At 40.3% G+C, this 13,309-nt stretch carries 11 protein-coding genes and 1 pseudogene; 10 read left to right on the top strand and 2 right to left on the bottom strand.

Annotated elements, in window-relative coordinates:
- Positions 1 to 15 precede the first annotated feature (15 nt).
- Positions 16 to 1,557 carry a sensor histidine kinase gene (locus BXY41_RS20815; RefSeq protein WP_104438811.1) on the top strand — a complete coding sequence of 514 codons (1,542 nt, stop codon included), beginning with the start codon at positions 16 to 18 and terminating at the stop codon, positions 1,555 to 1,557.
- Between the two features lie 82 nt (positions 1,558 to 1,639).
- Positions 1,640 to 1,831 (top strand): YjfB family protein, encoded by a 192-nt coding sequence (locus BXY41_RS20810; protein ID WP_104438810.1) that lies wholly within the window; start codon positions 1,640 to 1,642, stop codon positions 1,829 to 1,831.
- A gap of 74 nt (positions 1,832 to 1,905) precedes the next feature.
- On the opposite strand, the gene BXY41_RS20805 is transcribed toward BXY41_RS20810, so the two are convergent.
- The gene (locus tag BXY41_RS20805; RefSeq protein ID WP_104438809.1) at positions 1,906 to 3,723 is read right to left on the bottom strand and encodes a glycosyltransferase family 2 protein; all 1,818 of its coding nucleotides are present in this window, start codon (positions 3,721 to 3,723) and stop codon (positions 1,906 to 1,908) included.
- 419 nt (positions 3,724 to 4,142) lie between these two features.
- Between BXY41_RS20805 and BXY41_RS20800 the strand changes: the two genes are divergently transcribed.
- Positions 4,143 to 5,819 carry a flagellin N-terminal helical domain-containing protein gene (locus BXY41_RS20800; RefSeq protein ID WP_104438808.1) on the top strand — a complete coding sequence of 559 codons (1,677 nt, stop codon included), beginning with the start codon at positions 4,143 to 4,145 and terminating at the stop codon, positions 5,817 to 5,819.
- Between the two features lie 200 nt (positions 5,820 to 6,019).
- On the opposite strand, the pseudogene BXY41_RS27510 reads toward BXY41_RS20800, so the two are convergent.
- Positions 6,020 to 6,822, bottom strand: a pseudogene (locus BXY41_RS27510) (transposase); the annotation flags it as partial.
- Positions 6,823 to 7,396: 574 nt separating this feature from the next.
- On the opposite strand from BXY41_RS27510, the gene flgB reads away from it, so the two are divergent.
- The 7 genes from flgB to fliJ are packed head-to-tail and all read left to right on the top strand — an operon-like array spanning position 7,397 to position 13,268.
- Entirely contained in the window at positions 7,397 to 7,777 is a 381-nt protein-coding gene (gene flgB / locus BXY41_RS20790; protein WP_104438807.1) for a flagellar basal body rod protein FlgB, read from the top strand.
- Positions 7,778 to 7,795: 18 nt separating this feature from the next.
- Positions 7,796 to 8,107 (top strand): flagellar hook-basal body complex protein FliE, encoded by a 312-nt coding sequence (fliE, locus tag BXY41_RS20785; RefSeq protein ID WP_104438806.1) that lies wholly within the window; start codon positions 7,796 to 7,798, stop codon positions 8,105 to 8,107.
- 26 nt (positions 8,108 to 8,133) lie between these two features.
- Positions 8,134 to 9,729, top strand: coding sequence for a flagellar basal-body MS-ring/collar protein FliF (fliF, locus tag BXY41_RS20780; protein WP_104438805.1), 1,596 nt, complete (start codon positions 8,134 to 8,136; stop codon positions 9,727 to 9,729).
- Positions 9,719 to 10,723, top strand: coding sequence for a flagellar motor switch protein FliG (fliG, locus tag BXY41_RS20775; protein ID WP_104438804.1), 1,005 nt, complete (start codon positions 9,719 to 9,721; stop codon positions 10,721 to 10,723). The genes fliF and fliG overlap by 11 nt, the downstream gene beginning before the upstream one ends.
- Positions 10,716 to 11,480 (top strand): FliH/SctL family protein, encoded by a 765-nt coding sequence (locus BXY41_RS20770; protein WP_170072503.1) that lies wholly within the window; start codon positions 10,716 to 10,718, stop codon positions 11,478 to 11,480. The genes fliG and BXY41_RS20770 overlap by 8 nt, the downstream gene beginning before the upstream one ends.
- Before the next feature lie 14 nt (positions 11,481 to 11,494).
- Positions 11,495 to 12,796, top strand: coding sequence for a flagellar protein export ATPase FliI (gene fliI / locus BXY41_RS20765; protein ID WP_104438802.1), 1,302 nt, complete (start codon positions 11,495 to 11,497; stop codon positions 12,794 to 12,796).
- Between the two features lie 22 nt (positions 12,797 to 12,818).
- The gene (gene fliJ, locus BXY41_RS20760) at positions 12,819 to 13,268 is read left to right on the top strand and encodes a flagellar export protein FliJ (protein ID WP_104438801.1); all 450 of its coding nucleotides are present in this window, start codon (positions 12,819 to 12,821) and stop codon (positions 13,266 to 13,268) included.
- Positions 13,269 to 13,309 lie beyond the last annotated feature (41 nt).

Here is a 13,309-nt window from a genome sequence, read left to right as displayed (position 1 = left end):
GTTAGAGGTGAGTGAATGAAACATTCCATAAAGGCGCGTTTTGCCATGATATTTGTCTGTCTGATGGCATTTGTTCTTTTGACTACCTGGTGCGTCAATAACTGGTTTTTAGAGGGATTTTACACCAGAGCCAAGGTTCGTATACTGGAAATGGCCTATACAGAGATTGATCAGGTAGTAGCCCAGGCCAATGAAAGCGGAAAAGGAATTATTAATTATTACCATGATTCCTATGATCCTGATTTCAAAAATGAGGGACCTGTGCAGAAGATGTTTCGGACCATGGGTGAAAAATATAATTTAATGATGATTTTAATCGACAGTACAACAGACGAATATATGATGTCTACAAGTGGTGACCGACAGTTCTTAAAAAACAGGGTAGAGGATTATATTTTTGGCAAAGATATGCCCCAGGCCAGAGTATTAAAAAAACATAATAACTATATTATACAAAAAACTTATGACAAACGTTCGGATTCTTATTACCTGGAGAGTTGGGGATATTTTTCAGATAATAAAACTATTTTTTTAATCTCCATACCGCTGTCGAGTATCAGGGATAGTGTGACTTTGTCAAACAGGTTCCTGGCATATGTGGGGTCTATGGCTTTGATTATAGGCAGTTTGTTTATTTATTTCACCACCAAACGTATTACAACACCCATTCTTCAACTGGCGAATTTGTCAGAGAAGATGTCCGGTCTTGACTTTGAGGCAAAATACACTGGTGATGAAAAAGATGAAATCGGTGTCCTGGGTAATAGTATGAATCAGTTGTCCGACCGGCTTAAGGATACAATCGGACAGCTTCGCAGTGCCAATGAAGAGCTGCAGAATGATATTGCGGAAAAGGTAAAGATTGATGAAATGCGAAAGGAGTTTATCGCTAATGTGTCCCATGAGCTGAAAACACCCATTGCTCTTATTCAGGGATATGCGGAAGGCTTAACAGAGGGAATGGCAGAAGATCCGGAGAGCAGGGATTATTACTGTGAGGTGATAATGGATGAGGCCAATAAGATGAACAAAATGGTTCGTCAGCTGCTGAATCTGACTGCTCTGGAATTTGGAAACGACGATTTACAGTTGGAATGCTTTGATTTGACGGAGCTTATCCGCGGAGTGATTGGATCTGCCGGGATTTTAATCCAGCAAAAGGAAGCTAAGGTGAAATTGGAGACTTTTGATACCATACGTGTTTATGCGGATGAATTTAAAATAGAAGAAGTGATCACCAATTATCTAAATAATGCTCTTAATCATCTGAGCGGAGACAGGGAGATTATTATCACTGCCGAAGAGAATGGGAAAGAGGCGCTTGTAACCGTATTTAATACGGGACAGAGTATCCCGGACGAAGATTTACCGAAGCTATGGACGAAATTTTACAAAGTGGATAAGGCTCATACCCGGGAGTATGGTGGCAGCGGAATAGGTCTGTCCATTGTAAAGGCTATTATTGACTCCCACAAGAAGTCATGCGGTGTAAGAAACGTTGAGGGCGGAGTGGAGTTCTGGTTTACTTTGGATTGTTATCAGGAACAGGGAGTATGACTTATCAGTTCCATAATTAATGTCGATATAATTAGTGTTGAACCATAATTTCTTAAAACATGCGGTGTGAAAGGAGAAAGCTATGGATATTGCAGCAATGAGTATGCAGTTAAGCTCTTCTAAAATTCAACAGAGTGCCGGATTAAGCGTTGCAAAGAAGGCAATGGATAACCAGGAAGTGCAGGCAGCCGATCTTTTAAAGATGATGGATGCAGCAGCTCCAAATCAGATTAAGACAACTGGTTTAGGACAGTATGTTGATGTAAGAGTCTAAGAGTAAAAAGTTAAGGAGCAAAACCGGTTCATTGGTTTTACTCCTTAACTTTTTTGTTGGTATAAAATGAGCGGTCAGCTCTGTTTTTCACACATTAAGAAAAATCGGTCCAGGTGTTCGGTATAACCACCTTTCTGTTCTTTGGGGGTTGTGGTGTCCAAAATGGCTTTAAGCTGCGTTTTTAAATTCAGTTTGCTGATTAATAACAGAAGGAGCTCCTGGATATTAATTAACATCAGGGAAGCGTTTCCGTTTAGCAATCGTTCCTCAGAAAGTTCCTGCTTTAGATGATAGGCATAGGGGTTAGCTACATAAAAATATAGGAATCCACCTGATTTTAAGTGAGCGGAACATTCTATAATCAGCTCTTTGTAGTCCGGATAAATGGATAAATCCCTTCCCAGGCTGATATAGTTGTAGAGTCCGTCCGGAATGTGCTTGTGTGTTTCTAATATGGAGGGAGACACAATGACCGGGCTATTAAATGGATTTAAATCGTCTTTCAGGTTAGAGTCATTGATCAGGAATGAAAATGAATTTTTTTTCACCAGTCTTTTAAGCTGTGTTTTAAACTGCAGCACATCAGCTCCAAAGCCGGGATCAATGACAAGTGTGGAAACTTCCCCAGACTGCTGTGGAATGGTAAGTACAATTTGAGATAGCTGATAGGCATCATAACAATAGTTATTTCCCCAGGGATCAATTCCGTATTTTTCTTGGAACAGTAATCTTCCATTAAAGAGAGTTCTGTTTTTAATCTGGTCGTCTTTACCGGTAATGCTTCCATAATGGTAGCACCAGGTATCCCGGCAGAGAATCTGCTGAAATCCCGCTCTTCTTGCACGCAGACTGAAATCATCATCCCAGAATTCCATGGTATGAAAATAGCGGTCTGCAAATCCGATGGTATTCACCTTATCCACATCGTATAATGCAATTACAGGCATGAGCCTGCACCGCTCTTCCCAGAGGTAGGGGCAGGGGCGGTTGTGGGCTTTTGCCGTTGCTTCTGCATTTTCCGGGTTAAATTCTGCTGCCATACCCTGCAGGTTGCTGGTGTTTGGCGTGCTGGGAACAGACATGATTGCGTTAGGGTGAAACTGCAAGCAGGTGAGAAGGTTATCCAGCCAGTGTTCCGTGAGGATGGTGTCGTTATTGACAAATGCTGCATATTTTCCTTCGCAAACCCGGTACAGCAGGGAAAAGATCATTGTTTTTACATTTTTCTTTAAATTTATTACCTTTGTTATGCCAAGACTTTCAAAGTATTCTTCTGTGCCGTCGGTAGACCCGTCATTTAGAAGTATGAGCTCACATGGGTATTTGGCGAGATCTGTGTTGCGGAAGAGACTATCCAGACATCTTTTTGTATATTCCAGTTTGTTGTAAACAGGAATCATAATGGAAATAAGATATTTTTCACCTCTGTTGTTGTAGGTGTTTTTGTGGTTTTCGGCAAATTCAGATTCGTAGTATTCCTTCAATTTTTCTTTATCAGGATAGATGAGAGTCCAGAAGTAGGTGTCTTCCAGCCATTCCTGAAGAAATGGAATTAACTGATATTCGGTCAGTGTGGCTGCTTTTTCTCGGTTGTCGATTAAGATGAGCGATGTGAGCTTGTCAATTGTATCGTCTACGTTGTGGTACATGGCCTGGAAGGAAATTGTAATATTTTGTAATGAAGGATTACTTAATGCAGATTCCAAGTCAATGATCAGGGATTTTAATATCTTTAGCTGGCTAATCAGGAGGCGGTTTTCCTGATAGGGCAGAGTGGGAAGGAGGGCTGTGGCTATATGCAGCAGGAAATTCTGCCTTTGAATTACCCGTTTCCAGTAATTTATAGGTTCGTCTGAAGAAGCTGTATCTAATGTTAGAAATTTATGCGTCATAATAGATTCCTTCTTAGAATGAAATGCAGCGTCAGGTGTATAAAAATGATCAAAAGATGCTGCTAGGTATGCAGGTATCACTTTATTATATGGTTGCTGTCCGGGTTCTTTGAATTCTGCAAAAAATATTTAAAAATTTACAAAAAATGACTTAACTTTTTAAGCCTTCGACTCGATAATGTATGTGAAAGGAAGATGATGATAAATTACTTTTGCAAAGCGGTTTTAATCTGATTTTGTAGCAGCAGTTTATTGGACAGGCTTCTTACAGACACAAGTGTCAAGTTTTTACGAAACCCGCTAAGCGGCTGGTACCCCGCTGTGGTTTCAAACATCTTAACGCTTATCTGGAAACCAGAAAGCGTCCTATCATACAGGGAAAAGGATTTCCCTGATACATATTCAAGGAGGAAAAACACATGAGAATTCAGCACAATATCGCAGCTTTAAACTCTTACAGACAGTTAGGAAGCAACAACAACACAGTAGCTAAAAATCTTGAAAAATTATCTTCTGGATACAGAATCAACCGCGCAGGTGATGATGCAGCTGGTCTTGCTATTTCTGAGAAGATGAGGGCACAGATCACAGGTCTTGAGACAGCTTCCAAGAACGCAAACGATGGTATCTCTTTAGTTCAGACAGCTGAAGGTGCGTTAACAGAAGTTCATTCCATGTTAAATCGTATGGTAGAACTGGCTGACCAGTCTGCAAATGGTACTTACCAGGATGCTGTTGACCGTGAAAACCTTCAGAAAGAAGTTGCTTCTTTAAAGAGTGAAATCGACCGTATTTCTGAAAGCACAAATTTCAACGGAATCAACCTGTTGGATGGATCTTTGGCTGGAAACGGAACATCTGCTAATGGTTTAGTTGGCGGAACGATTGGAACATTCAGAGCTGCAACAAAAGATCTTACTGGCGGGGATGCATCAGCTACTGGTACAGCGGTTGACTATACTAAGAGTGATACATTTGTTGTTGATGGCAGTGAGGTAACTGTTGACTGGTCTACACTTAGCAGTGAGGATCGGGCAGCCCTTCAGGTTGATTGGACTTCCAATACCAGTACGGAAACCGCAAAAAAAGCAGCTACTATTATGCAGAATGCAATTAATTCTGCCATTGATAAGACAAATCAGGAAACAGGCAATACAATAAGCCACGTAACAGTTAAGAATGACGGTGCAAAAGGCTTTACAATGACCAGTGGTTTAGAAGGTAGTGGAGCTTCCAGCATTGGTATTAAAGGAACACCTACTACAGATGCAAGTGTAGGTGGTGTTGTACTAGGTATAGCAGATGGTGCATCTTCAACTGAGGTTACATCATTAGCAACTGCAACTTCTCAGCTTACAATAAATCCTGCTAATGCTAATGGTAAGTTTAGCATGCTTGTTAATGGAGAAGCTGTAGAAGTTGATATGAGTTCCAGCGGTTTAACCAGTGCATCTACTGGAGACGATGTTGCTACAGCGTTAACTACTGCTATTACTGCAGCATTGACAAAATACGATACTGCTAAGGGAAATACTGGAGATGATGCTGCTTCTGGTAAAGTTTCTGCTACCTTTAATAATAAGGGACAGTTAGAAATTACAAATACATCTGGTCGCAAAATTGGTTTTGAGGACAAAGATGGCGGTGATTATGCTAAGGTTCTTGGAATCTCTGCAGAAGGTAAGGCAGTTACAGGTGGCGGATTAACTCTTCAGATTGGCGATAGCGCAGCAGATTTCAACAAGTTGACAGTATCTGTTGGCAATATGAGCGCTAATTCTCTTGGAATTGGCAGTATCGATATAGGCACACAGGCTGGCGCTAAATCAGCTATTGATAAAATCAAAGCTGCTATTAATACTGTTTCTTCAACCCGTGGTGATTTAGGCGCAATTCAGAACCGTCTGGAGCATACTATTAATAACTTAGGAGTAACATCTGAGAATATGACTGCTGCTGAAAGCCGTATTCGCGATGTTGATATGGCTAAAGAAATGATGGATTATACTAAGAATAATATTCTTGTGCAGTCCTCTCAGGCTATGCTTGCTCAGGCAAATCAGATTCCTCAAGGGGTATTACAGTTATTAAAATAATTTATAATTAATTGGTTTAAAAAAGGAGTTATCGCATTGATCCTATTTTAGGTGCGATAGCTCCTTTACCAGGCTCTTTGTCAATAGTTGGGGTGGTATTCGTATGAATCCCGCCCCTTTCTTACGTTTAGAGCTGTTTTCAAACTACTGTATGCTGTTTTGGGTATTCAAAATAAGCCTCCATATCCCGACCATTTATCCTATGATGTACAATGAAGTATCCGCGTCCGGAACCGGTTAAAGTTCCGGATTCCATAAGAACTTCCTTTTAATACTTTAATCTTATTGTTAAATCATTCTGTGACACCGTTTGTAATGCCATATTCAAAAGCATTTAAGATTTCATTTCTCCAAGACTGGAACGTTTTAGCACATTTCTCAAATTCTTTAATACTGCATCTTCTTGCATTAGTATCATCACTATACTGGAGCATCAGATCACAGGCCTGCTTGTTCTCATCTTTCATCTTTCTATAGCTGGTCAAAATCAGCTTCCGGCTTCGTTTATAGTATATTCGAAGAGAAGCCGGTATAGATTTCTGTAGACGTTTACAAATATTTTTGATAGCCCATGTGACCTGACGAATGAAATGATACTTGTCCACGATAATCTTTGTATTTGGGAAGAAGGTTCTGGCGGGCTCCACATAGGATAGTCACATGTCACAGACAAAAAACTTTGTTTTCAGCCATTCCTTTCTTGTAATGTTTTTCCAGTAATCAGCCAGATGGCTATGAGTGCGGTCTGGAAGAATATCCACAATCCAGTATTTTTTGAAATAACGAGGATACACTGATATTTTCCAGTGAAGGCATTGTCTTTAAATCAATCAATGGAAACAGCCTCAAGAAGTTATCTGTGGATAAGCAATGGATGGTATCCAAAAGTCTGCAGATTGTAGGGACGGAAACCCCAGTAAGAATTGAAGCACTGATAGGAAGTAAGAAAGGGATAGAGTTCTAAAAATCTTTTTCCACAGGAGGTAGATAAATAACGTCGTTTACCTTTAAAAGAGAATTTGTCTGAAATGCTTTTTTTGCAAAAAAAGCACTAACTGATACAAGCCCCTAGTGCGTCTAGGTATGGAAGCAAAAGGATTGGACTTTGTCAGATACACAGATGAAATTATATATACAATTCCAAAGATTTATTATACAGGTAAAATTATCGTAATTTAAAAGTAAAACTGTTACATATATGAATAAAATAATATTGTTAAGCTTGAAATGGTAACTAAAAAACGGGTAAAATACGCAAAATTTGCCAAAGAATTAACCCATATTTACCCAGCTACAATAAAAATTATAGTAAAATTTTGTTCTTCAAATCCTCGGAAACCTCGTAAATACGAAGTTTCTGAGGATTTTTCATATTTTTACCAATAAAACCAGTGTCGATTCAAAAGAACTTTCTTGACAATATTTGTAATAAAATGTAAAATGGAGTAAGAAAATTACAAAAAATGTAAGATTTTGCATTTGACTGTTAAAATTTAACTATTTTTTCCATTTTGTAACAGTCCGTATACGTCATTATGGCAGATTGCCGGAAGAAATGAAAGTGAGGAACAGATCCGATGAATTCGATTTTTGGAAACAGCATTTCCATGGCGGAAAAATCTCTGGATTATTTGTGGGCTAAGCAGACGACCACGCTTAATAATATCGCGAATGGGGAAACTCCGGGCTATAAGGCCAAATATGTGAAATTCGAAGATGAATTTCGTAACCGGCTCGCGGCAGCGAGGAAAGGTACTTCGGCAGATATCGGTAACGTTATCAGTAACTCCAGATATTTTATACGAAATACCAATGAGGAATCTGCAAGATTAGACGGTAACAATGTCAATGTGGATGTAGAGAACGTGGAACTGGCAAGGACAACCCTGCAGTATCAGTACGAACTGAATTCTTTAAACAGTGATATCAGCAGACTACGTACAATTATTAAAGGTTAAAACGGGAGGCATATTAAGATGGAACAGATGTTCATAACGCCCATTCGCTCATTGGACTCCATTGGGGATATAGGAGCAGCTAAGAAGGCAGTATCCGGACAAGACGGGGGTTCTGCATTTTCAGACATTTTCAAAGAGGCAGTTCAGAATGTGAAAACAACGGAAGCAGACTTAAACAAACAGCAGTACCTTTTGGCGACCGGGCAGATTGATGATGCACATACCGTGCCGGCTGCAGCGGCAAAGGCCCAGTTATCCGTAGAACTTTTATCAGCACTTAGGAATAAGGCATTGGAAGCTTATACGGAAATTATTCGTATTAGTATTTAAAACAGATAACAGGGCGGACGTACGCGATGGAAAAAATTAAGGAATTATTAGGTAAACTAAGTGATAAGACGAAAAAGATAATTATTGCGTCAGTGATTGGCGTATTGGTTATAGGCGGCGCTGTCTTTGCAGCAATGTCCATGCGGCAGAAGCCGTATGAAGTTATGTTTACCGGGGTGAGTAGTGAAGAAGCAAAACAGATTATTGGAAAACTGCAGGAAGATAATATAGATTATCAGTATGATAATGGTGACATTAAGGTGCCTACAGAGCAGATGGACACCACAAGAGCCAAGCTGGTGTCAGAAGGATATCCCAAAAGCGGTTTTACATATGATGTTTTCAAAAACAATGTTAATCTTATGACTACAGATACAGATCGTCAGACTTTTAAGCTGTATGATCTGGAAACAAGAATTGGATCTACGATTCAGATTTTTGATGGAGTAAAAGAAGCATACGTTACCATAGCCCTGGGAGAAACTTCTAAATATGCACTGTCCGAAGATAGTGCGAAGGAAGCGAGTGCCCAGGCTGTTGTCGTTATGAAGGACGGGGGATCGCCGACGGAAGAACAGGCGAATTCCATACAGCTTTTAATATCAAGAAGTATTCCGGGAATGGTAATTGATAATGTATCTGTCTTTGACGGCAACGGCCGTCAGGTATCAACTAACGCTGGCGATACAGATACAAATTCCGGAAAAGCTGCAGATGAGATAGCAAAGCTCATTGAAGACCAGATCACGGCTAAGGTAATTAATGTACTGGGTCCCATATACGGAAACGGCAATGTACGTGTATCTGTAAAAGGCACCGTAAATATGGATAAGCTGATCCGGGAAAGCATTGTTTACAATACACCGGAGAAGATTGATGAAAAGGATAAAACAGGTCTTACTTCTGAAGAATCCATTTCAAAAGAATATTCAGGGAATGCACAGGCAGCGTCAGGGGTTGCCGGTTCAGAGGCCAATGCCGATATTCCGCAGTATAATGCGGGCGGACAAAACACGGATAGTGCATACGCATCCAACAGTTTAAATAGAAAGTACTTATTAAACCAGATTAAGGAACAGGGACAGGTTAATCCGGGAAGTATCGAGAATCTTACTGTTTCAGTTGTAGTCAACGGCAGTGACTTTGGAACACTTTCCGTCGATGATATCCGAAATCTTGCTGGAAATGCTGCAGGAATTGCTCAGGCAGACAGGGCTGAAAAAATCACGGCTGTAGCAGCACCATTCTACACCATTGATGTTCCGAAAGAGCCGGATAAACCTGCGGAAGCAAGTACCAATGGTATTCTGATTAATCAGTGGATTCTCATTGGAGCGCTGGCTGGAGTATTGATTCTGATACTTATGATTGTACTTATTGTACGGAGCAGAAGAAAGAAGAGAGCGCTTGCAGAAGAACTGGAAGAAGACAGCCAGGAAGATGTACCGATTGTTCCTGAAATGCCTGTTAAAGAAGAGCAGGAGATTGAAATTCTTGTTCCAGAGGAAGACAGAGGGGCTGAACTTCGTGAAAGTGTACGGGAATTCGCAGAGCAGAATCCTGAGATTTCAGCACAGCTATTAAAGACCTGGTTAAATGGAGGAAACAATAATGACGACTAATCTAACGCCGGAACAAAAAGCGGCAACAGTTATTGTTTCACTCGGTGTGGAAAAGGCTTCCAAAATATATAAGTATCTGAGTGAAGAGGAAATTGAGAAATTAACAGTCGAAGTTGCAAAACTGGGACATGTTCCGTCAGAAACCACACAGGCCATATTGGATGAGTTTTATAAAACCTGTTTAACCCAGAAGGTGGTAACGGACGGTGGACTGGAATATGCCAGAACTGTTTTGGAAAAGGCGTTTGGAGAGAGCACTGCCAACAGCCTTCTCCAAAAAGTTACCCAGTCCCTTAAATCCAGATCCTTTGGCTTTATCCGGAAGAGTGATTCCAAGAATCTTTTCTCGATTCTCCAGCATGAGAGGGCTCAGACCATTGCGCTTGTATTATCCTATACCAATGAAGAGATGACAGCGCAGCTGATCTCGGAGCTTTCTCCAGAGAAGCGGCTTCAGGTAGTGGAATCCATTGCCAGAATGGAAAGTGCATCTCCGGAAGCTATTAAGATTGTAGAGAATGAGATTAAGAAGAAGTTCTCCGGTATTCTTACAACGGATTATACAACCGTTGGCGGTATCGATTACATAGCAAACGTAATGAACCATATGGACAGAGGAAACGAAAAACTTATCTTCGACGAGTTGGGAAGAAAAGATGCAGAACTGGCAGATACCATCCGAAAGAAGATGTTTGTTTTCGAAGATATTATTACAATGGACGACAGATCCATTCAGCGTTTTATCCGCGAATGCGATATGAAGGATATGGTTTATGCGCTTAAGAATGCCAATAAGCAGATTGCAGATGTTATATTCAATAATATGTCAACCCGTATGAAAGAAAGCATTCAGTCCGATATGGAAGTTACCGTTAATGTTCGTCTGAAAGATGTAGAAGAGGCACAGCAGAGAATCGTTGCTATTATCAGGCGTCTGGAAGAAGAAGGCGAACTGATCATCAGCAAGGGCGGAAAGGATGATATCATTGCCTAATATTATCAAGGGTCCTGAGGCTGAAAACCGGGTTCTGGAATATGGGTTTAAACAGAAATTTGAAGATATAGTTGTGAAAAAGGATACAATCAAACCTATTGAGGAAGACCTGTTTCAGCCAGATGAGGAAGATGGTTATTCTCAGGTCGCGGAGATCTTTGAAAAAGCATCTAATCGGGCAGAGTACATAGTAAATCAGGCGAGAGAAGAGGCCGAAAAAATTCTCGCAGATGCCAGAGAGACCGGTTATCAGGAGGGCTATGAAGCCGGTCTGCAGGAAGGACGTGCGGCTGCGTACGAAGAACATAAGGAAGAACTTGATTTACATATGAAAGAATTCCGAGAAACCATGAAAGCTACTATAGAAAGTGTTACAGAAGAAAAAAACAGGATTCTGGAAACCTACATTGATGATTTAAAACGGGTGACTTTAACCATAGCGGAAAAGGTGATTCAGACAAGCTTGAAATCAAGCGGTGAAATTATAAAAAGAATGATAGTCGCTGCTGCAGGAAAACTGAAAAAGACTCAATGGGTGAAGATCTACGTATCTCAAAAGGATGCCGGAATGATGCTCCAGGGAGACGTTGGATTGTTAAATGAACTTTCCCATATATCCGGAAATATTAAAATTATTTCTATGGACCATTCAGAAGAAGGGACATGCATCATTGAACTTCCGGAAGAGATTATTGATGTCAGTGTAAATACTCAGATTGAAAACATTAAGGGAATCCTTAATAATGCAAGACTGTAGCAGGAGGAATCCGTATGTTCAAAGATTTAACGGAATTAATCATGAAAACAGAGACCATAGACCATATTGGCAAGATAGAAAATATTGTTGGTATGTCTATGGAAGCCTCCGGAGGAAAGGCCAGCATTGGAGATATTGCTTATATTTACAATGAAGACAGGAAAGAACAGATTCCTGTAGAAGTAGTTGGCTTTAAAGATGATAAAATTCAGCTTATGGCTTATGAAAATATGAGCGGAATTGCAGCTGGAAGTTTTGTAAGAAATACAAGAAGGCGTTTGAAGATACCTGTGGGAGATTTTTTAAGAGGACGGATTATTGATGCCAAGGGGGAACCCATGGATGGAAAAGGACCTTTCGAAAATCCCAAGTATTATTATGTAGAAAACCCTTATATCAATCCCATGACCCGACCCCCCATTACAGATCCGCTGGAATTTGGAGTCAAAGCAATTGATGGTATGAACACCATCGGAAAAGGCCAGCGTATCGGCATCTTTGCAGGAAGTGGTGTTGGAAAAAGTACATTGCTTGGAATGATTGCCAGAAATGTAAAAGCAGATATCAATGTTGTTGCACTGGTGGGCGAGCGTGGACGAGAGGTAAGAGAGTTTATAGAAAAGGACTTAGGTCCGGAAGGTATGAAACGTTCGGTTCTCATTGTAGCTACTTCGGACCAGCCGGCCATGCTTCGTATGAAATGTCCGCTGGTTGCCACTACCATAGCAGAGTATTTTAAAAATCAGGGAAAAGATGTACTCCTTATGATGGATTCTCTGACCCGTTTTGCCATGGCACAAAGAGAAATAGGACTCGCTATTGGCGAGCCTCCGGTAGCGAGAGGGTATACTCCTTCTATTTATGCTGAATTTCCAAAACTTCTGGAACGAAGCGGTAATTTTAAAGAAGGTTCCATTACTGGAATCTATACAGTACTGGTTGAAGGTGATGACACCAATGAACCCATTGCTGATACCGTTCGAGGTATTGTAGACGGTCATATTGTACTTAGCAGAAAACTGGCCAATGCCAATCATTTTCCGGCTATTGACGTAAGTGCCAGTATTTCTCGACTTATGACCAATATCGTTTCGGAAGAACACAGGAAAATGGCTTCTGAGATCAGAGATATTTTGAGTTTGTATGAAAAAAATGAAGACTTAATTTCAATTGGTGCCTACAAATCGGGAACCAACCCGAAACTGGATGTAGCCATTGCAAAGATAGAGAAAATCAACAAGTTTTTATGTCAGGGAATCAATGAAAATGACAGCTACGATGAAATACTTGAGAAGATGAAAGCGATTTTAAAGTAAACTCTGTGAAAGAAGGCTGAAGATGAAAAAATTCAATTTTCCTCTTAATACTGTTTTAAATTATAAAGACCAGGTGCTTGAGAATCTCAAAACGGAACATTCGAAGATTCTTGCAGATATCGCACAGCAGGAGAGACGGATTGAGGAATTGATGGAGAAGAGCCAAAGTGCTGCCGTTCGTTACAGAGAAGATACCCAATGCGGTGTTACTGTCAATATCATGAGAGAATATGAACGCTATATAACATTTATCCAGCAAAGAATTGTGGCAGAACAGGGAGTGCTTTTAAAACTTAAGAAAAAAGAAGAACAGAAGCGGGCAGAAGTGATCGAGGCGAAAAAAGAAAAGGCTTCAATAGATAAGCTGAAAGAAAAAAAGCTGGATCAGTACAACAAGGAAGTACTGAAAAGCGAAGAACTGTTTATCGAAGAATTTGTTTCCAATACGATGTCAGTTCGTAGCAGCAGGTAGTCCTGTCGGTTTAAAAACCGGCAGTTACCATATAAAATAAT

Source organism: Lacrimispora xylanisolvens, from assembly GCF_002934545.1.
GTDB classification, from domain to species: Bacteria; Bacillota; Clostridia; order Lachnospirales; family Lachnospiraceae; genus Lacrimispora; species Lacrimispora xylanisolvens.
Note: the sequence above shows the minus strand (reverse complement) of the source record. Positions and strands in the feature narration are given on the sequence as shown.